This window comes from Streptomyces sp. NEAU-YJ-81, from assembly GCF_017592595.1.
Lineage (GTDB): Bacteria > Actinomycetota > Actinomycetes > Streptomycetales > Streptomycetaceae > Streptomyces > Streptomyces hygroscopicus_B.
Window position 1 is genome coordinate 1 of record NZ_JAGFNO010000060.1, and the last position, 19,490, is coordinate 19,490.

Genomic DNA, 19,490 nt, shown 5'->3' on the forward strand with positions numbered 1-19,490 from the left:
CAGCTTCGGCTGCCCGACCCGGACGCGGACCGGCTCGCCGCGATCGTGGCCGCGCATCTGGGACGGGCCGACGATCCACGCGCGCGGGAGCTGATCCAGATGTTCCTCGAGCGCAGCGAGCGCGAAGACGGCCTCGCCGCCGACCAGTTGACGAGTCGCTCTACATCCTCGGCAGCGTCCCGGACCGGCTGGGCCGCCGCTGGAAACCGCTGCTGATGCTGCGCAATCTACTCAACCACCCCTCCGGGTCGGTGCGGGACCTTCCCAAGACGGAGCACCTGCTGCCGTACATCCACCTCCAGAAGCAGGTCTACCAAGCGCTTTCCGGTCCATACCCGGAGGGTGCGCGCTCCCTTCGCGCCCTTGTGCTGGCCCATCAGGCGCTCGCCCGCTCGGGAGAAAGCCGCCCCGATCCAGTTGATGACGCGTCACACAGAGGAAAATATGTGGACTCCGAGGCGGTTCACATGACGTACTCCACGACTCCACGACCTGATCCGCAACCCGAGACCGACGATTCACCATCCCCGCCGGCGCACGGCACGCCGGGTGCGGCGCGGGGAGCATCAGACAGCCGGAGGACAACCCAGATGACAACCAACCAGCAGCCACGGCCGTCCCAGGGCGAACCGCCGCAGCACCTTTTGGTGACGGTGGTGGTACTCACAGTGGTGGTGGTGCTCTTGGTCTGCACGGCCACGGTGTACGTGCTGTACCAGCATCCCTCTCTCACGGCCCCCGTGGGTGTGGGGGTCGGACTCCTGGCCGTACTTGTCCCCCTGGCGATCGCCGCGTGTCGCCATCGATGAACGAGACCCGGCGAGCAGAGCTGGACCAGCTCATGCCCCGGTGACAGCTCGTCCCCCGGATCGAGCTACCGGCTTCAATCCCTCCCTGGTGCTGATCACGATGTGGGCTGGGACGGGGCCGGTGGTGGTGTTCGCTACGTACGCCTCTCTCGTGGACCGGGATGACCGGAGGACCCCACAGCCAGGCGAAGGTCCGCGGCCCGCTGGAAGCCGCCCTGGCCGGTGGGAAGCGGCTGCACGGCCAGCGAATGGCGCCGTTCGACCTCGCGGTGGTGGACGAAGCCCACATGACCGCCGGCTGCGCCGCCCGCCCCTGGGCGGCGATCCACAACAACGCCCGCATCCTGGCTGACTTCCGCCTCTGCATGACCGCCACGCCCCGGATCCTGTCCGCGGCGCGCGCGCAGAGGGGCAAGGACGGCAAGGAGCTGACGATCACGTCGGTGATCTCCGACTCGAACGGCGCGTACGGCGAACGGATTTTCGAGCTCGGGCTGAGCGCGCTACGGGAGTTCGAGCAGTTCTACAACACTCATCGGTCACATCAAGGCATCGCGAACGCCCACCCGCTGCGCCCGCTACCCGCGCCGATCACCGATCCGGACCAGATCGCCAGCCTCGACATACGAAGACACGAGCGCCTCGGCGGCATCCTCCACGAAGGCGGATGAGACTTCCGGCAAGCGCAACGACCAGAGGTCTGACCTCTGGTCGCAAGACTGTAGGGCACACACCGCCGTCCGCAGACAGATCGGACGAGGTTGTGTGCCGCGGTGGCGGATGGGGCTCACAGGCCGCCACCGGCCCCGCGGCCATAGGTTTCATCTATCGCCTCCTCGTGATCGAGGGGCTACAAGAGGCGGTGGGCAACGAGCCAGAGTCAAGGACATGACCAAGGAAACCGAGCCTCCCCGCCGCCCCCCGGCCGTGCCCGTCGCCCAGTCCAAGCTGTCGGCTCTGGTGCCACGTCTGCCCGGACTGGCTCTCGCGTCGTCCATCGCCGGGACAGCCACGGCGGTGGGCCGGCTGTTCCCCATCGTCGGCGGCCCGGTGACCGGCATCGTCCTCGGTATCCTGCTCGCCGCGGTGCTCAAGCCGGGGGCGCGGCTGCGCCCGGGCATCAGCACCGCGAGCGGGTTCCTCCTACAGGTGGCGGTCGTCGTTCTCGGCTCGCAGCTATCACTGGTCCAGATCGTCAGGGTCGGGATCAGCTCGCTGCCGGTCATGGTCGGCACGCTGGTGGTCTGCCTGGCCGCCGCCTACTGGATCGGCCGCGGACTCGGCATCGTCGACGACCTGCGCACCCTCATCGGAGTGGGCACCGGCATCTGCGGCGCCTCAGCGATCGCGGCGGTCACACCGGTCATTGGCGCGGCCGGCGTCGAGGTCTCCTACGCGGTGTCCACCATCTTCCTGTTCAACATCGCCGCGGTGCTCGCCTTCCCCTTCCTCGGCCACCTGCTCGGGATGCACCAGCACGCCTTCGGCCTGTTCGCCGGGACCGCGGTCAACGACATGTCCTCGGTGGTCGCCGCCGCCACTACCTACGGCGCCCCCGCGGCCGACTACGCGGTCGTGGTCAAACTCACCCGCACCCTGATGATCATCCCCATCTGCCTGGGCCTGACCATCCTGGCAAACCGCCGGACACGCACCGCTCCCGCCGGGACGACCCCCCATGCCCGGCCACGGACGCGGGTGGTCGAGCTGGTGCCCTGGTTCCTCGTGGGCTTCCTGCTGGCCGCTGCGGTCAACACCACCGGCCTCATCCCGGCCCGTGCCCACCACGCCCTCGGCGAGATCTCTGTCTTCCTCATCACCACCGCACTCTCCGCGATCGGCCTGTCCACCGATCTCGTCGGCCTGCGCCGCGCAGGCTTCCGCCCGCTGATCCTCGGCGGCTTCCTGTGGATGGTCGTGTCCATCACCAGCCTCGCTCTCCAGTTCGCCACCGGCTCTCTGTGAGCGGGACTCGGCCACCGCCGGAGCGATGCAGGGGCAGACGACCCCGGCGGGAGGCACCGATCGCCGTGGCGCCCTGCGGCCGACGGCAAACGCCGCCCGCGCTGGTCACCCCAGATCCGCGTCCGACCTCGGTCGGACAACAAGGCCACCGACAACCGGTGGCAGCCGAGTCTCCTCCTCCCCTCAGCCGGCGCCACGGCCGTTTGTCAGACAGGCCGAAGAGTGTGACGACGCTGCCCCGGGCCCACGGTGTGCTGCACCGCTCAGGATTCCTGGCTGGCACGGAGCATCGCTCAGCGGTCGGTCCTGGTGCGGGCCACCTGGAGCAGGTGCAGCGCCGACTCCGGCAGCTCCCGGCCGCGCAGCCAGACCGCCCGCAGTACCCGCTCCAGCCGCAGATCCGCCTCGATCGGTACGACCACCAGCCGTCGGTCGACCAGATCCTCCCGCACGGCCAGCGCAGACAGCACTGCTGGCGCGGCTCCGCTCGCTGCCGCGCTGCGCAGCGGCGCGGTCGCCCCGAGCTCCAGAACGGGCACCGCCATCCCGCCGTATGCCTTGAGAGCCGCTTCCAGAGTCTCGCGGGTGCCAGATCCGGATTCACGCAAAACCAGCGGTGTGGCTGCCAGCTCGGCCCCGGCGACAGGGCGGCGGCGGCGCGCCCACGGATGGTCCGGTGCGACCACTACGAGCAGCCGATCCCGCCCGACCGCCGTGGACTGCACATCCCGCGGCACCCACGGACCCTCGACGAAGCCGAGATCGAACTCGCCATGCCGGATACCCTCGATCACCCGGTGGCTGTTCGTCACCTCCAGCCCGGCCTGCACCTGCGGCACCGCCTCGCGCAGAACCATGAGCCAGCCGGGCATCAGATGCTCGGCCACCGTCAGACTCGCCGCGACTCTGAGGCGGTCCTGCTGGCGCGACTTCAGAGCTGCGGCTCCCTCCACCAGGGCAACCGCACGCTCCAGCACGCTCCGGGCCCAGTCCGTCACCACCAGGCCGTTCGCGGTCAGCCGCGAGCCACTGGTGGAACGGACCAGAAGTTGGACCCCGAGCCGACGCTCCAGCGTCAGCATACGGGCGCTGGCTGATGGCTGACTGATCTCGAATCGGGCCGCTGCCTGGGTCAGGCTACCGGTCTCCGCGACCGCGACCAGCAGTTCCAAGGCATGCAGATCCGGCAGTTTGCGTGAAGTCATAGAAACACTATGACCACTGTGCCACGAGACGAGCTTGCGGACAGACGGCAAGCGCTTGCTGCGGTTCGTCGCACTCGGCTGTGGGGTGCCGGGATGTTTTCGGCACCCCACAGGGCGGGCCGATGGTGTCGATGCGAAAGAAATCGGTGGCGAGGAGCCCGCTGGCTTGGGCGTTGAGGAATGCGGCCCACTCTCTGCGTGCCGTCTGCGGGCAGCGCGCGGGGCCGAGCCCGGCGGCGCGCAGGATGCGGCGAACAGTGGCTGTGCTGATCGTGTGGCCGGGGCGGCGGGGCTCGCCGTGCACGCGGCGAAAGCCCCACCGTGGATTGTCGGCGCCGAGCCGTCAAGGCCCGTGGACTTCTACCTCCACCTGGCCGCCGTACTCGTCACGCTCCGCATGCTCATTCGCCGCGCGACCAAGCGCTACCGCTGGGACAGTCGACCCACCACCCGGCGCCGGGGGGCCCGGACGCGTTGCCGCGCGAGCAGTGGCCCATCGTGCTCCATGACCACCACGAGGGCTACATCGCCTGGGTCGAATATGCAGCCATCGAGGCGAAGCCGAAGGCCAACTGCACACACGACGGCGCCCGGCCGGCACGGGGGCCTGGCGCTATGTCAGGGAATCATCGCCTGACGGAAAAACCCTCAGAGGGTCCCATGCTCACGGCAGGCGACAGTCGCGCCTACGGTTTGGGGGGGAGCTTTGACCGCTCTCGCCGGTAGTTGCGCGACCACTCCGAACTGACCTCGCGCAGTGCCTGGATGAGCTTTCGCACCGCGGGCGCCGGTTGAGTGTCCCTGCGCCCGATCATGCGTACAGTCAGCTGGGGTGGGTCCCAGTCCGTTGCGGGAGTCGCGACCTCGCCGGCGCAGTGGTCACGGAGCGCATGTCGCGGCAGCATGGCGATGCCCACTCGGGCGGCGACCATAAGCAGGCTCGTGTGCGGGTTGGTCGTCTCGTAGACGATGTTCTGTGCTGTTGGCATGAATGTGGAGTCCACCAGTTCCCGCAGTGCGTAGCCGCGCGCGGGGACCACCCAGGACTCGCCCATGGCGCGAGATCGGCATGATGACCGGCTCCGCCCGCTACGACGAACGCGGGCAGCTCATCTCGGTCGAACCGTCGAATGTTGTCTGCGGGCAAGCGAAGGTCGATGGCCGTGACGTGATCCTCGTGGCCGAGGACTTCACCGTGCGCGGGGGGTCGTCCGAGGCGACCAACCCCGAGAAGTGGCAGTACGTCGAGCGCTTGGCGCTGACCTATCGTTGGCCCGTGATCCGGCTGGTCGAGACCGCCGGCGGCAGCGTCAACCTCCTTGAGCAGATGTCTGCCACCAAGATTCCCGGATACCCGCACTGGCCGATGACGGAGTTGTTGGGCACCGTCCCCGTCGTCGGCGTCGCGCTCGGCGCCGCCGCCGGCCTCGGCGCGGTAAGGGTGTGCGCGAGCCACCTGTCGATCATGACCGCCGAGGGTTCCTACCTCTTCGCCGGTGGACCCGCGGTCGTGAAGAAGGCCGTGGGTGAAGACGTCACCAATGCCGAACTCGGCGGCTCGGGTGTGCATGCGCGCGGATCGGGTGTCGTCGACAACGAGGCCGCCGACGAATTCGAGGCACTCGAACAAGTCGTCCGCTTCTTGTCCTACCTGCCCTCGAGCGTCCATGAGCTTCCTCCGGTGACGCCCTGCGCCGATCCGGTGGACCGTGTGGAGCACATACTTCAGGTACGATTCAAGTCGTACCTGAAGGGGGTGCCGCGTGGCCGGGATGAACCTGGTCGGCCCGGAGGCCGATGCGCTCGATCTGGGTGCGGTGTTTCGCGCCCTCGCCGACGAGCACCGTCGTTCGGTGATGACGGAGTTGGCCGCCGACCTCAGCGACAGCGAGCGGGGCTGCAACTCGTTCGATCTTCCGATCTCGAAGCAGACCCAGACCCACCACTTCCGGGTCCTGCGCGAGGCAGGTCTCATTGACGAGATCGACTACGGCAACCGCAAAGGCATCCGACTACGACGCGCGCACATCGAGAAGAGGTTCCCCGGGCTGCTCGCGCTCCTGGGAGCAGAGCCCCCGGGCGGTACCGCTCCTCGCTGAGCACATCTGAGCACACCGGAGGGGAGTCCGAGTCGGCCCGGAACCAGCTCGCGCCCAGCTCGCAGGTATCCGAGCACGATGCGGGTACCAATGGGATCGGTGTCGCTTCGACCACCGTCCCGCGCTCGTGATCGGCGCCGAGCACTTCTGTGCGCGCTCCCTCACGCCAACACCCACTGAGGTTTCCTCAACCTGCCTGCGGAGCGGGGCCACTGGGGTGAGGGCGAGGTCCGGGCGTAGAGAAGCTCCTGGCAGACGGGTGCGTGTCGAGTCCAAGCCGTCCTGCCAGGAGCTTTCGCATGCTTATCTATCCAGCCGAGGCCGATCTGTCCACCTCCGCTCTGCGCTTCCTCGCCCGTGAGTTGACCTCACGTCGTCTTGCGCAAGGGACACGATGGCGCCGGCTGGCCGCCGGACGGCAGGCGCTGCTCGTGCTGGCTCATCTACGATGCGGCCATACCTACGCCCAGCTCGCCGCCGGATTCGGTGTGGGCACCACCACCGCCTACCGACCGGTACATCGCCGAGGCCGTCGACATCCTGGCCGCTCTGGCTCCAACCCTCACCGAGGCGGTGAGAACAGCCTCCGGCAAGGCGTTCGTGATCCTGGACGGCACGTTGCTGCCGATCGACCGGATCGCCGCCGACCGGCCCTTCTACTCCGGGAAACATAAGCACGGCATGAACATGCAGGTGATCGCCGACCCGGCGGGACGGTTGCTGTGGGCCTCGCCCGCGCTGCCGGGATCCGTCCACGACATCAAGGCCGCGCGAACCCACGGCATCATCGGTGCCCTGGCGGGGCCGGGGTGGAATGCTGGGCCGACAAGGGCTACCGGGGCGCCGCCGGCACCGTGCGAGTTCCCTACTGGGGGCGCTGGGAGACTCTCTCCCCTGGTCAGCGGGCCGTCAACTGCTCACACGCGAAGATCCGTGCACTCGTCGAACAGGCCATGGCCACCCTCAAAACCTGGCGGCTCATGCGCAAACTGCGATGCTCTACCAGCCATATCACCAGCCTCGTCCAGGCCGTCCTCACGCTGCATCTGACATGCTCAAACTGAGGTTGGAAAAGGCTCACTGAGCCAGAACCCGACTCATGACAGCGGTTGTTCACGGGTTGGGGAGGCACCCGGATTCACGGATGGGCGGTGTTCACGAGCTGGGGAGGCGCCCGCCAAGGTTCAACCGCGGCTTGAAGGTTATCCGCTCATCGGCCCTAGTCTGGCGACCAGAAGTTGAGGAAAAGTCTCCGGGATCAGTTCAACGAAACACTTGAAGTCATGAATGCCCGAAACATCGAGCCGCCCAGGGCGGAGCCTGCCTTCGAGACTTGCGAAAAAAGAGGAGGAACTGCCTCTGCGCAGCGGCGGTGGGGGACGCTGCTGGCGGTGAGCGCGGCCCAGCTCCTCGTGGTCTTGGACGGGACGATCGTGAATGTCTCGCTGCCCTCCGCGCAGACCGCGCTCGGCATGTCCGACGCGAGTCGGCAATGGGCGATCACCGCGTATGCCCTGGCCTTCGGCGGACTGCTGCTGATCGGCGGCAGAGTCAGCAGCGCACTCGGCCATCGGCGCATGTTTCTCATCGGCCTGGTCGGCTTCGCCGCCTCGTCCGCGCTGGGCGGGGCTGCCGTGAACCCTGAGATGCTCTTCGGGGCCCGGGCCCTGCAAGGTGTTTTCGCCGCCGGGTTGTCATTGTTGAGTACGACGTTCACCGAGCCGCACGAACGCGGTCGGGCGTTTGGTGTGTTCGCTGCAGTCGGCGCCACTGGATCCGCCCTGGGCCTGGTCGCAGGGGGGCTTTTAACCGAGTACGCCAGCTGGCGGTGGTGCCTGTTCATCAACGTCCCTGTCGCAGTGCTCGCCGCGCTCGGCACGACATTGGTGCCACCAGACCGCCCCACCCCCAGCCACGGAAGGCTCGACTGTGCGGGCGCACTGCTCAGCGCCGCGGGCTTCGGCACTGTGGTCTATGCCTTCAACGAAGCCGAACCGCTCGGCTTGGGTTCACCGAAGGTGCTCGCACTGCTGGCCGGCGGTGTCCTGCTGCTGGCCGCTTTCGCCGTCGTCGAGGTGCGCGCCCCCCGTCCGCTGCTGCCGACGCGCGTACTCATGCACCGTCTCCGTGCCGGTGCACTCATCTCGATCACCCTGATGTTCGTTGCGATGTTCGGCTTCTACCTGTTCTTGAGCTACTACACACAGACCGTCCTCGGCTACTCACCGGTCCAGGCAGGCCTGACGCTGATCATCAACGCCCTGGCCGCCTTGCTCGGCTCCACACTCATCGCCGGGAAACTGCACGGACGGGTCGCGCCTGCGATGCTGATCCTGCCGGGTCTGTTCGCCGCGGCGGCCGGGATGCTCATCCTGACCCGCTTGACACCGCAAAGCACACACGTCCTGCCGCTGTACCTGGCGCCCGCCTTGGTACTCACCGGGCTCGGTCTCGGCTGCGTCATGCCCCCGACCGCCAGCCTGGCCACCGCGGACATACACAGGCATGACATCGGAGCCGCATCGGCCGCCTACAACGCCTCCCAGCAACTCGGAGCCGCACTCGGCACAGCACTGCTCAACACCATCGCGGCCGACGCCACGGCTTCATACCTTGCGTCAGCACATCACGCCGCGCCGAGTGCGGCATCCGTCCATGGCTACACCACTGCCCTGACAGTCGCCTTCGGCATCCTCCTCGCTGCCGCGTGCATCACCGCACCGCTGACCACGACCCGCGCCGCGCGAGAAACCAGGACGTAGGAGAATCGGCATCGGTCGTACCGAACGTTCGAGCGCCACAGTGACCCCCGAACTCGTCGAGAGTGAACATGAATAAGGCTGGGGAAGTGACTCCCGAAGTCGTTGACAATCGACTCCCCTTCTCGGGCTCTGGCACAACTTCTGGGCTCTGTCGCTGATTTGGGGGTCCGCTGGTTGGTCAGGGCGAGAGGAGTATGCGTCGCCGCAAGAGGTCGAAATTGGCCCGGCCGTACATCTGTCTCTTCAGTAGTTTGATTCTTGTGACATTGCCTTCTACAGCCCCTGAGGTGTGGGTCATGTTCAGAGCTGAGAGAATGGCGGCCTGGTCACGGCGCATGCCACGGCCGAGGGTCCGCAGTTCGCGTGGTGCGTCGAGCCGGACATCGGCAAGCCAGAATTCGAAGGCAAGGTGCTCGTTGCGGCGGTCACGTAGGAGCGCGGCCAGGCGGCGGCCGTACGCGGTGGTCGAGGCCAGGGCGGGACAGCGCTCGCACAAGTCGGTCAGGAGCTTGCGTTCGGTGTCCGTGAGATGCTCGGGACGACGCATGATCCAGTCGGTGACGCGCCGGACGGTCAGCAGGGGCAGCGGGGCTTTCGTCAGGATCGCCCCGGTGCGATAGGGCCGGAGGTGACGGCGGACGGTATTGACGTCACCGCGGTAGCCCAGTTGCTGGATCTCGCGAGTCAGGGCGGCAGCGTTGGTGCAGCCCTCCAGCCAGCGATGGTGCAGGTAGAGACGGTAGTCGTCGATCAGGCTGGGGCGGTGGGTGGCCGCAACGAGGAGTTCTTCGATGTCGGTAGCCCGCGCGAACCGGGCCACGGTGCCTCGGCTGAGACCGAGTTCGCGGGCGATGGCACGCATGCTGTCGCCCCGTTTGATGCGTTCGTGAATCTGCTGATACCGCTCGCGGGTCCGGGACACCAGCGGACGGGGCCGCCCGTGGATGTCGAGTTCATGTTGGGCAGGCTCTGCGGCGGACGGTGTATCGAATGGAACCGCGAGAGGCTCGCACAGTTCCGCACGGTGCCGACTCATGATGCGCTCGACTGCCTCGGCGAGGTTGTGCATCAGATGCCAGATGTCGGCCACCTGCCTGGCTTGAGGGGCTCCTGAACTGGCCCCGTCACGGAAGGACCCGGCTCTGTCGCGGCAGATGACCCGCACCTCGGGATGACCGCGCAGCCAGGTCGCGAAGGTTTCGGCGGTCCGGTCGGCCAGAACGTCAACGGGACGATGGGTGGCCATGTTGATCAGGATCGACGCGTAGGTCCTGCGGCGGCGCAGGGCGAACTCGTCGACGCCGAGGACCGGGACGGGGCCCGGCTCCGGGTCAGGTAGTGCGCGGATCAGCCGGAGCAGAGTGTCCTTGCAGGTCGAGATGGACATTCGCTTGGAGAGGCGGGTTCCCGGACGGCCGCCCAGGAACAGTGCCACGTCGGTGAGCAGGGCGGTGAGGGACTGCGTCCGGCGGGTGTGGCGGCGAGTCAGGCCCGGTATCCGCTCGGCGAACGTCCGATGGGAACAGAAAGTGTTCTCACAGACAAGGCGCCGTGCCCGCAGCTCGATCCGCACGTGCCGGCCGGCGACGGGACGGTCGGCCAGGCACCGCTCGTAGTAACAGTGCACCCATGGTGATCTCTGCCCGCACTCGGGACAGGCCGCCGACGCGGCCCGCGACCGTAAGGCGACACAGACCTCGACATCCGTGACTACCAGCTGCTCGACCTCCACATCCACACCCGGGAAGAGGAGGTCAGCCACGCGCACCGCTTCGTCCACACCCAGGTGATTCCCACCCGCCGAACGACGACGGCCACCCCCAAATCAGCGACAGAGCCCATAAGTTGAGCCAGAACCGGTTCTCGTGAACAAAGCCAGCCACCGTTCGAAGGGGGCTTAGGACGTACTGCTGGCTGCCCTTGTCATCGTGGCTGCTGAGTTGGGAAGCTGTTCTTGCCTCAGCTGGCAGGATGAGGCCGTAGCTCTGTACTCCCGCAGATCAGGAGATGGCCCTGCAAAGTGAAACCTTGCTTGGCATTGTCGCGGCAGCAGCAGGCGTCGTTGGCGCAGCTATCGGTGCTGGTGGAGCGGTAGCAGCTGCCCGCTTAGCAGGGCGCACGACACACGATCAATGGTTGCGACAGGTACGTCGAGAGGCGTGCAGCGCGTTCATATACGAGTGTGAAGCTCAGTGGCGCACTTTCGATTCAGTGCTTGACAGGGTCAGCCGAGGCTACCCGGCCGAGGGGCAGGCACTACTGGCCGAGATGAGCTTCGAACAGGCTGAGTCGCGTCTGGGAACCGTCAAGTTGGAGGCGTCCAGTGCCTTCGTCGAGAAGGCGGAAGACATGCTCGGCGAGGTGTACTGGGTCCAGGTGCTTCCGGTCTGCGCGGCCAACTGCTGATTGGCGAACCCGGTCAGCATCGCCGTGACCTGTTCCTCCGGCCGTAGCAGCGCGACCCCGTCCACCAGGTGCAGCCTCGCGGCCCCCGGGTAATTTCCCCGCATCAGGCGGGAGTATCGGCCCTGCGCTTGCCGAAAATATCGTCCACCCTGGTGGGAGGCGGTGCGCGCGGTGTACCTGAGGTCGACCGGCGAAGTCGCCCGAACGGGCGCTCTCGCGAGGTTGGCGTTCACCGCGGCAAGATGATCGACCGTGCTGCTGCGACTGGCCTGCCTGGGCGTGACGAATGCGTTCGCCATGCTGCGCCTGCTACCAATGGGTGATCGAGAGAAAACTGTCGAAATATTCGCCTTGCGCCACCAGATCGTGGTGCTGGACCGCCAACTCGGCAAGGAGCGGGTGCGGGTTCACCCCGAGCGACCGGGCCTTTCTGGCGGCGCTGCTGCACCGGCTCCCCATGGACGTGCTCCGCGGAGTGCGGCTGCTGATGCGTCCGGACACAGTGCTGCGCTGGCACCGCGACCTTCTCGCACGCCGCCACGCTGCCGCCTCCCGGCCCAAGCGCTCGGGACGGCCTCGGACCGTGCACTCCGTGCGGACCCTGGTGCTGCGCCTGGCGCGGGACAATCCCGGCTGGGGATATCGCCGTCTGCACGGCGAACTGCTTGTCCTGGGCGTGCAGGTGGCCGCTTCCACCGTCTGGGAGATCTTGCAGGAGGCCGGCATCGATCCAGCACCCGAGCGGGCCTCCAGCACCTGGGCGGACTTCCTACGCTCCCAGGCCGACGCCCTGCTGGCCTGCGACTTCTTCGAAACGGTCACCCTGTCCGGGGCACGAATGCACGTCTTCGCTGTCATCGAGCACGCAAGCCGACGGATCCGGATCCTCGGTGCCACCGGGCACCCGACCTCTGCGTGGGTGGCACAGGCCGCGAAGAACCTCGCCATGGATCTTGAGGACGCAGGCTGCCGAGCGCGTTACATGATCAGGGACAGGGACGGGCAGTTCCCCGACCTGTTCGATGTCTTTCTGGCGGATGCGGGGGTCGAGGTCGTGCTCAGCGGTGTTCGGATGCCGAGAATGAACTCGCTCATGGAACGGTGGGTGCAGACCTGCAGACGGGAACTCCTGGACCGCACCCTGATCTGGAACCACCGACACTTGCTCCACGTCCTGCGCGAGTACCGACATACCGCATGACCTGCACGGATGACATTCTCGGCAAGGGCAACGTGAGAGCACCGTTCCGCACCAGGCCCGGCGACGGCTCCGTCCTGTGCGACAGGTGGGGTGTGGGGCTGCTCGCGCCGCCCAATCTCAGGTCATACGCCTCCCATCCCGGAGTTGGCGAGGCCGTTGATGAACCTGCGCTGCAGCAGGAGAAAGAGAATGAGCATCGGCGCGATCATGATGAATCCGGCCGCGCTGATGAGCGTGAAGTTCTGGGTGAAGCCCTGCTGAAAGGTGAAGAAGGTCGTCGACAGCGGCATCTTGGAATCCGACTGGATCATCGTCACCGCGAACAGGAACTCGTTGTAGGCCGACAGTCCGGTGGTCAGTGCCACCGTAAGGATTCCCGGAAGAGCGTTCGGCAGGACGACCTGGAGGAAGACCCGCAGTTCACCGGCCCCGTCCACCCGGGCGGCCTCCTCCATCTCGCGCGGGATTCCCAGCAGGAACGAGCGCAGGAGCAGGGTGCCGAACGGGGAGAACAGCCCGCAGTAGATGAGGATCAGCCCGATCCGGGTGTCGTAGAGGCCGACTCGTGCCCACATGTAGAACAGCGGGACGAGGAACATCTGGGAGGGCAGCGCGCTGGAGATGAGCAGATAGGTCATGAACGCCGAGGCCCCGCGCACCTTGAGCCGCGCCAGGGCATAGGCGGCGAGGCTCGCGACCACGCACGTGATCATCACGGTGCCGAGGACGATCAGCAGCGAGTTCCACAGGCCCGCACCCATGTTGGCCTGGGACCACGCCGAGGTGAAGTTGCTCCATGTCCAGCTCGTCGGCAGTCCGAGGGAGTCGGCCGCGTATTCGCTGTTCGTCTTGAGCGCGTTGAAGAAGAACAGCACGATCGGGCCGAGGGAGAAGATGGCCAACGCCGTCAGCGCGACGTACACAGCGGTACGCCCGATCGGGAACCCGCGGCGCCGGCCTCCGGCCGGAGCCGTGCCGCCACCCTGTGCTCTGCGGGCCGACGTGTCCGGTGATACGGCGACGCTCATGTCTCCCACTCCCTGGTCTTGCGGATCACGAGGTAGACGGTGACCACCACGCCGCTGATGAGCGCCATGACGATGCCCGTGGCGGAGGCATAGCCGCCCTGGAGGTTGGAGAAGGCGTTGCGGTAGGCGACGGTCGACAGCAGGTCGGTCGAGCCGGCCGGCCCTCCCTGGGTGAGGATGTAGACGTAGTCGAAGGCGAGGAACGACCAGATGATCGTCATCAGGCCGAGGAAGGCGAAGGTCGGCCGGATGGCGGGCAGGGTCACCGCGAAGAACTGCCGGGTCGCACCGGCGCCGTCCATGGTGGCCGCCTCGTACAGGCTCGGGTTCACGCCCTGCATCGCGGCCAGGAACACCACGACCAGGAAACCCCACCAGGCCCAGTTGTTGACGAACTCCACCGACCACAGGGCCAGATGCTGATCACCGAGCGGATTGATGTGCAGCAGGTTCCCCAGGCCGTTCTGCGGGTCGAGGATGCTGCGCCAGATGGACGCGTTCACGACGCTCGCGACGATGTACGGGATGAAGTACAGGGTGCGGAACAGCAGCCGGAAGCGGCGGATCCGGGACAGGGCATAGGCCCCGAACAGACCCATGGCCATCGGCACGATCAGGAAGAAGACCGTCCACAGGACGTTGTGCTCCAGCCCCTGTACGAACTCGGGGTCCCGGAACAGGTTCCGGTAGTTCTCCAGGCCGATGAACTTCGCCTTGGAGCTGATGCCGGTCCAGTCGGTGAACGAGTACCAGACGGAGAAGGCGCTCGGGACGAGGACAACGAACAGGTTGAAGGCGATCAGCGGCAGCAGGAACAGCCAGCCGGAGACCTTGCGGTCGCGCAGCCGGGCGAGAACGCCGGGACGGTGCGGAACCGGAATCCGGGACACGTCCGGCCCGCCTCCCGCCACGGCCGTGGATTCGGGGATCGTCATGACAGTCCTCCACCCGGCTTCGGGGCCGCCGGCACACGGCCTTCGGCTCTCTCCCTGGAGAAGCGGGACTCGATGCCCGCGCAGTACGCCTTCGCGCTCAGCCGGCCGGTGATGACGTTCTCGAAGTAGTCGATCATGTAGGTCTCGGTCTGCTGGGGGAAGAACGTCCAAGTGGTGTAGCCGATGGACTTCGCGGCCGACAGCTGCGAGTACAGCCGGACGATCCGCGGGTCCGCCTTGGCGGAGAAGTCACCCGCCGAGATGTGGATGGGCGGTGGCTCGAAGTTCATCCGCTCGACGCCGGCGATGATCGTCTTCATGTCGGTGGTGAGGAAGTTGAGGTAGTCGGCGGCGGCCGCGGTGTCCCTGAAGTTCGTGTTGATCCCGACGGATTGCCCGATCGCCAGATCCCAGACGATCTGCGGAACGCCCTTGCCGAGCGACGGCACGGTCGTCCAGTCCCACGTGGCGTCGTTACCCGCCGCCTTCCCGAAGTAGCTGCCCAGGTTCGAGAAGTCCCAGGTACCGGAGAGCATCCCGGCCGCCTTGCCCGAGGCGAGCTGCTGGTAGATGGTGGGGAAGTTGTTCGTGAAGTAGAGGTCGACGCCACCTCCGAACCACCCCTTTTTAAAGTACGAGGCCAGCCGGTCGATCGCGTCCACGAAGACGGGGTCGGTCCACTTGGTCTCGCCACGCAAGGCCGAGTACACCGCTTCGGGGCCCGCGCCATGGTTCAGTCCGAGGCCGACGAACCACTCGTTGGCGCCCTTGTAGTCGGCATTGCCCGCGGACAGCGGGACGTGCCCCTTGCCCTTGGCCTCGGAGCAGAAGTCCTCGAACTCCTCCAGCGTCTTCGGCGGGGCGAGGCCGAGCTTGTGGAGCGTGGCCGGGTTCCAGTAGAAGACCATGGTCTCGTACGAGGCGGGCAGCGTGACGAGCTTGCCGTCGACCTGGGAGGCACTCAGCGCCCAGGGCGCGAACCTGTCCGTCCAGCCGTAGTGCCGCACGTATGACCCCAGGTCGGCGAGATAGCCGGCGGACCAGTACGAGGAGACGAAACTCGACGGCCCGGGTGTGACGATGACCGACGGTCCCGAGCCGGCGGCCAGCGCCGTCTGGATCAGGCGGTCGATCGTGCTGTCGGCCTTGGGGCTGAACCGCACGGGGTACTTGCCCCGGTAGCCCTCGGCGAAGTGCTTCCGGAAATAGTCGTTCTGCTGCGCGTCCGCGAGGTTGTTCCAGACCGTGATGACATCGTCGGAGCCACGCGGATCTGTCGACCCGCACGCGCTCAGCAACGCCATCACCCCCAGGGCTCCGCCGGCGCCCAGGAGTTGGCGACGTGAGATCGTGGCCATCCTCATCTCCGTTGATAGAGGGGTTTGCTGGAGCGGCCCGCACCGGGGCGGGCCGCGGCCCGTCAGCGTGTCGGGGCGAAGCGCACGGTGCGCGCGGCCAGATCGGAGATGACGGAGTTGTCGAACCCGAACAGCGCCGAACGGGTCCGGTCGTGCAGGGGCTCGATCAGGTGTTTCGGGAGCCCCGCCGTGCCGGTGAGGATGCCCACGACCGAGCCGACCGTGGCACCGTTGGAGTCGGTGTCCCAGCCGCTCATGACGACTTTGCCGACGGCGCTCGTGTAGTCGCCCTCGCACCACAGCAGGGCCGCGGTGACGGCGGCCGCGTTGTTGACGGTGTGGATCCACGAGTACTGGCCGTAGGCCACGTGGATCTCGGCGAGCGCGGCGTCCCAGGTCAGGCCCTCGGAGCGGAGCCGGATGACATGGCTGAGGGCCTCGTGCAGGCGGGAGCGGGGCGGCACCACGGTGAGCGAGGCGTCCACGGCCTCGGCCGCGTCCGACGCGGTGAAGGCGCTCGCAACCAGGGCGGCGGCCCACATCTCGCCGTAGACGCCGTTGGCCGTGTGGGAGAGCACGGCGTCCTGGTAGGCCAGCGCGGCGGCGGCCGCGGGGTTGCCCGGGTTGACGTAGCCGAAGACGTCGGCACGGATCTGGGCGCCGATCCACTCGCGGTAGGGGTTGCGGAAGCGGGCCACCTGCGGAACCCGCAGCCCGTTGATCAGGTTGAGGTAGGCCGCGCGCTCGGCGGTGAAGATCTGCCGCAGCGGGAACAGTTCGGTCCAGGCCGTGCCCACGTGCTCCGGGCGCAGCCCGCGGCCGTGGGTCTCCAGCAGATGCAGGCCGAGGATCGTGTAGTCGATGTCGTCGTCGCGCGCCGAGCCGTCGATGTTCCCGCGCGTGGTCTCCGGCCAGCACTCGCGGAGCGCGAAGCCCTCCGGCTGAGGGTCGAGGGCGGCGACGTAGTCGGTGAGCGGATAGGAATCGGTGAGCTTGAGGTAGTCGCGTATGCGCTCCACGGTCCAGTGGTCGCCGTCCTCGACGGGCTTGCCGAGGTTGCAGCCGGCGACGCGGCCGAGCCAGGCCGCGTGCACCTGGTCGTGGTAGCGGTCCTTGTCGTGGGCGACGGCCTGCGCGGGCGACACGGAGGCCCGGATGTCGTCGAGCGACTCGGGCTCCTCGTAGGTCCAGCCGGGCAAGCGGGTGCTGTCGCGCATGCCGTCGACCAGCGCGAGCAAGGCGTCGCGGTCCTCCGGATCGGTGACGTTGGCCGCGCGCACCACGTCGTCGACGTCGTACCAGGTCTCGCGGCGCTGGGCGACCTCGTCGGCGAGGAGATCCTTCGGCCGGCACGCGTCGGTGGCGGTGTGCCGGTATGCCTCGTCGAGCTCCACCGAGGTGCCGCCCGGAGTCTGTGTCATGGGTTATGCGTCCGTTTCTCTGTGTGCAAATCGTTTTGCATCCGGTGGAGACGGTGCGGTGCGAATCCGGGCCGGCTCACAGGGCAGGGGATGAAAAGAGATCAGGCTGACTGTCTGACGACCAGTCGGGTCGGCAGGACGGTCCGTTTGCAGGGCACGTCCGGGCCGTTCTCCACACGCCACAGGATGGTGCGTGCGCAGGCGACACCGACGGCCGCCGCGGGGTTGACGACGGTGGTCAGCTGCGGCGAGACGAGAGCGGCGGTCTCGATGTCGTCGAATCCGACGATCGCGACGTCCTCGGGCACCCGCAGGCCGGCCGCGTGAGCTGCCTGCACGGCGCCGATCGCGATGAGGTCGTTGGCGCAGAGCACGGCACGCGGCCGGTCGAGGCCGGCCAGCAGGCGGGCCGTCGCCGCGGCTCCGCCCTCGCGGCCGAAGGGGGAGTGCTCGATCCACCGGTCGGGCACCTCGATGCCCGCGGCGGCGACGGCGGCCCGGAACGCCTCCAGCCGGAAGGCGTCGGTGGAGGTGCCCGGCGACCCGTCGATAAAGCCGAGTTCGCGTATCCCCTCGCGCACCAGGTGGTCGACGGCCTCGCCGAGGCCGCGGGTGTCGTCGGTCAGCACGGAGTCCGCCGGGATGTCGCCGTACTCGTCGGTGGTGATGACGAGCGGCATGGCCGGGCCGACGACCTCGCGCACCTGGGCGGCGGAGAGCGCCATGGGCTGCATGACCACCCCGTCGACCCCGCGGGCCACCATCTCCTCCAGGAGCCTGCGCTCCGTGGCGGCGTCGCCGTCGGTGTTGCCGATGAAGGAGACGTACCCCTCCCCCGCCAGGACGTCGTGGATCGCGCGGGCCACGGCGGGGTAATACGGGTTCGCGATGTCGACGAGCAACAGCGCCACCGACTGGGTCCGTCGGCTGCGCAGCCCCCTCGCGACCATGTTGGGTCGGTAGTTCTGCTGTTCGACGGCCTCCATGACGCGCTTGCGGGTGGCGGCGGAGACGGCGCGCTTGCCGCTGAGAGCGTGCGACACCGTGGTGGGGCTGACCCCGGCGGCGGCGGCCACGCTCTCGATGCTGGGGCGGTCGTTCCTGCGCGTCATCGCGTCATCCGTTCGAACCCGGCGGATACAAAACGTTTTGCGTCCGGTTCGGCTTACGGTCAGGCATGGAGTGTGCCCATGTCAACACCCTCGCGGCACATTCTTCGCATCAGCATCGACATGAACACCCCACTGTCCCGGCCTGAGCGAGGCGTGACGGCGCACTCGTCGGACCCGGCACCGGCTCCTCGGCCTTCTACCGAAGGAGGATCTGAGCCGCGAAACCTTCCAAAGCCACCTCGAAAGCCCGACGAACCGCGCGCTCTCTCCGGGCCAAAAGACCCTCCCCTCCCCCGCGCACGCCCGTCCCGACGTTGGCCAGCAGATGGCTTTTGAGCAGATCGACGGCGGTGAGTCGCGTACCGCGGTCGTTCATCGTCTCGAACATGCGGTAGCCGTGGTCCTGATTGGCCCCCCGGATGCCGACCAGCACCACCCGGTCCAGTAGCCAGTCGGTGAACCTGTCGAGCTTGTCCGCGTCGAGTTCCTCCGCCAGTTGGGCCTCGATCTGCTGGCTGCGGGCCCACAGGTTCCGGCGGGACAGGGAGTCCCCGAGCCCGGTCTCGTACACCCGGCCCTCGTCGATGGCTCGCAGCGCCGGCTCGTGATCACTGATACCGATGGAAAAGTGAGCGCCGTCGGTGGTGATCGCCCTGTTCAGCCTGTCGACACGCTGCGCGCACCGTGGTCCCTGACGCGAGCGCGCAGCTGGAGGAAGAGCAGGTGGAGCGTCACGAACCGTTGCTGGCCGTCTACCAGGCAGCGCCGGTTCTTGGACTGCTCGTAGTAGACGAACGGGCCGAGGAAGTATTGCGGCGCGTTGCCCGGCCGGCGGATGAGCGCCGGGTCGTTCGACCAGTATGCGAAGGACGTGCATAAGTCCCGCAGCAGCGTCCGGACTTCTTCCTCGGCCCAGGTGTAGTCGCGCTGGTAATAGTCGACTTGGTAGGAGACATCGCGGAACAGCTCCTTCAGACTGAAGCCCTGAGACTTGATCTCATCGACGCCCGTACCGACGCTCCCCTCCGCCACATGCTCGCTCGCGCCCCATGCATGCCCATGCTGCCAACCCGTTACAGCCAGGTACAGACAGCACCTGTAGCGCACATGGGCCAGGGGCCGTCAGGCCATAGGCGTGGCGGGGAGCAGCGAAGCCGTTTGCCTCAGCGCAACGGCTGTTCTGCGTGAG

General features: G+C 67.3%; 14 protein-coding genes and 6 pseudogenes. 10 read left to right on the forward strand and 10 right to left on the reverse strand.

Going from position 1 to position 19,490, the window contains the following annotated elements:
- The 3 genes and pseudogenes from J5X86_RS48235 to J5X86_RS48245 all read left to right on the forward strand — a co-directional run.
- A pseudogene (locus tag J5X86_RS48235) lies at positions 1-216 on the forward strand (hypothetical protein); the annotation flags it as partial.
- A 660-nt stretch (positions 217-876) separates the two neighbouring features.
- Positions 877-1,309 (forward strand): annotated as a pseudogene (locus J5X86_RS51675) (helicase); the annotation flags it as partial.
- Positions 1,310-1,697: 388 nt separating this feature from the next.
- Positions 1,698-2,774 (forward strand): YeiH family protein, encoded by a 1,077-nt coding sequence (locus tag J5X86_RS48245; protein WP_208522945.1) that lies wholly within the window; start codon positions 1,698-1,700, stop codon positions 2,772-2,774.
- A 293-nt stretch (positions 2,775-3,067) separates the two neighbouring features.
- Here the strand turns inward: J5X86_RS48245 and J5X86_RS48250 are convergent, their stop codons facing one another.
- Positions 3,068-3,979 (reverse strand): LysR substrate-binding domain-containing protein, encoded by a 912-nt coding sequence (locus J5X86_RS48250; RefSeq protein WP_208522946.1) that lies wholly within the window; start codon positions 3,977-3,979, stop codon positions 3,068-3,070.
- Positions 3,980-4,331: 352 nt separating this feature from the next.
- Here J5X86_RS48250 and J5X86_RS48255 point away from each other — a divergent pair.
- Positions 4,332-4,436: pseudogene (locus J5X86_RS48255) on the forward strand (IS5/IS1182 family transposase); the annotation flags it as partial.
- Positions 4,437-4,665: 229 nt separating this feature from the next.
- On the opposite strand, the gene J5X86_RS53155 reads toward J5X86_RS48255, so the two are convergent.
- Positions 4,666-5,034, reverse strand: a complete 369-nt coding sequence (locus J5X86_RS53155; protein WP_208522947.1) for a LysR family transcriptional regulator substrate-binding protein — start codon at positions 5,032-5,034, stop codon at positions 4,666-4,668.
- Between the two features lie 17 nt (positions 5,035-5,051).
- On the opposite strand from J5X86_RS53155, the pseudogene J5X86_RS51680 reads away from it, so the two are divergent.
- From J5X86_RS51680 to J5X86_RS48275, 4 genes and pseudogenes are all read left to right on the forward strand, one after another.
- A pseudogene (locus J5X86_RS51680) lies at positions 5,052-5,690 on the forward strand (carboxyl transferase domain-containing protein); the annotation flags it as partial.
- A gap of 52 nt (positions 5,691-5,742) precedes the next feature.
- Positions 5,743-6,078, forward strand: a complete 336-nt coding sequence (locus J5X86_RS48265) for a helix-turn-helix transcriptional regulator (RefSeq protein ID WP_208522948.1) — start codon at positions 5,743-5,745, stop codon at positions 6,076-6,078.
- 299 nt (positions 6,079-6,377) lie between these two features.
- A pseudogene (locus J5X86_RS48270) lies at positions 6,378-7,142 on the forward strand (transposase family protein).
- A gap of 219 nt (positions 7,143-7,361) precedes the next feature.
- Positions 7,362-8,840: an MFS transporter gene (locus J5X86_RS48275; protein WP_208522949.1), complete on the forward strand. Its 1,479-nt coding sequence runs from the start codon at positions 7,362-7,364 to the stop codon at positions 8,838-8,840.
- 178 nt (positions 8,841-9,018) lie between these two features.
- Here J5X86_RS48275 and J5X86_RS48280 read toward each other — a convergent pair whose 3' ends face one another.
- Entirely contained in the window at positions 9,019-10,620 is a 1,602-nt protein-coding gene (locus tag J5X86_RS48280) for an ISL3 family transposase (protein ID WP_208522950.1), read from the reverse strand.
- A 431-nt stretch (positions 10,621-11,051) separates the two neighbouring features.
- Here J5X86_RS48280 and J5X86_RS48285 point away from each other — a divergent pair, with 431 nt between their 5' ends.
- Both J5X86_RS48285 and J5X86_RS48290 read left to right on the forward strand, forming a co-directional pair.
- The gene (locus J5X86_RS48285) at positions 11,052-11,246 is read left to right on the forward strand and encodes a hypothetical protein (RefSeq protein WP_208522951.1); all 195 of its coding nucleotides are present in this window, start codon (positions 11,052-11,054) and stop codon (positions 11,244-11,246) included.
- Positions 11,247-11,498: 252 nt separating this feature from the next.
- A pseudogene (locus tag J5X86_RS48290) lies at positions 11,499-12,432 on the forward strand (integrase); the annotation flags it as partial.
- Between the two features lie 137 nt (positions 12,433-12,569).
- Here J5X86_RS48290 and J5X86_RS48295 read toward each other — a convergent pair.
- From J5X86_RS48295 to J5X86_RS48325, 7 genes are all read right to left on the reverse strand, one after another.
- Positions 12,570-13,475, reverse strand: coding sequence for a carbohydrate ABC transporter permease (locus J5X86_RS48295; RefSeq protein WP_208522952.1), 906 nt, complete (start codon positions 13,473-13,475; stop codon positions 12,570-12,572).
- Positions 13,472-14,410, reverse strand: coding sequence for a carbohydrate ABC transporter permease (locus J5X86_RS48300; protein ID WP_208522953.1), 939 nt, complete (start codon positions 14,408-14,410; stop codon positions 13,472-13,474). Before J5X86_RS48300 ends, J5X86_RS48295 begins: the two co-directional genes overlap by 4 nt.
- Positions 14,407-15,768, reverse strand: coding sequence for an ABC transporter substrate-binding protein (locus tag J5X86_RS48305; protein ID WP_208522954.1), 1,362 nt, complete (start codon positions 15,766-15,768; stop codon positions 14,407-14,409). The genes J5X86_RS48300 and J5X86_RS48305 overlap by 4 nt, the downstream gene beginning before the upstream one ends.
- 62 nt (positions 15,769-15,830) lie before the next feature.
- A complete protein-coding gene (locus J5X86_RS48310) occupies positions 15,831-17,189 on the reverse strand; it encodes an ADP-ribosylglycohydrolase family protein (RefSeq protein ID WP_308124968.1) in 1,359 nt (452 codons plus the stop codon).
- Positions 17,190-17,290: 101 nt separating this feature from the next.
- On the reverse strand, positions 17,291-18,301 hold the full coding sequence (locus tag J5X86_RS48315) for a LacI family DNA-binding transcriptional regulator (protein ID WP_208522955.1): 1,011 nt from the start codon (positions 18,299-18,301) through the stop codon (positions 17,291-17,293).
- A gap of 196 nt (positions 18,302-18,497) precedes the next feature.
- Positions 18,498-18,872, reverse strand: a complete 375-nt coding sequence (locus tag J5X86_RS48320; RefSeq protein WP_208522956.1) for a DUF262 domain-containing protein — start codon at positions 18,870-18,872, stop codon at positions 18,498-18,500.
- A gap of 86 nt (positions 18,873-18,958) precedes the next feature.
- Positions 18,959-19,333, reverse strand: coding sequence for a DUF262 domain-containing protein (locus J5X86_RS48325; protein ID WP_208522957.1), 375 nt, complete (start codon positions 19,331-19,333; stop codon positions 18,959-18,961).
- Positions 19,334-19,490: the final 157 nt, after the last annotated feature.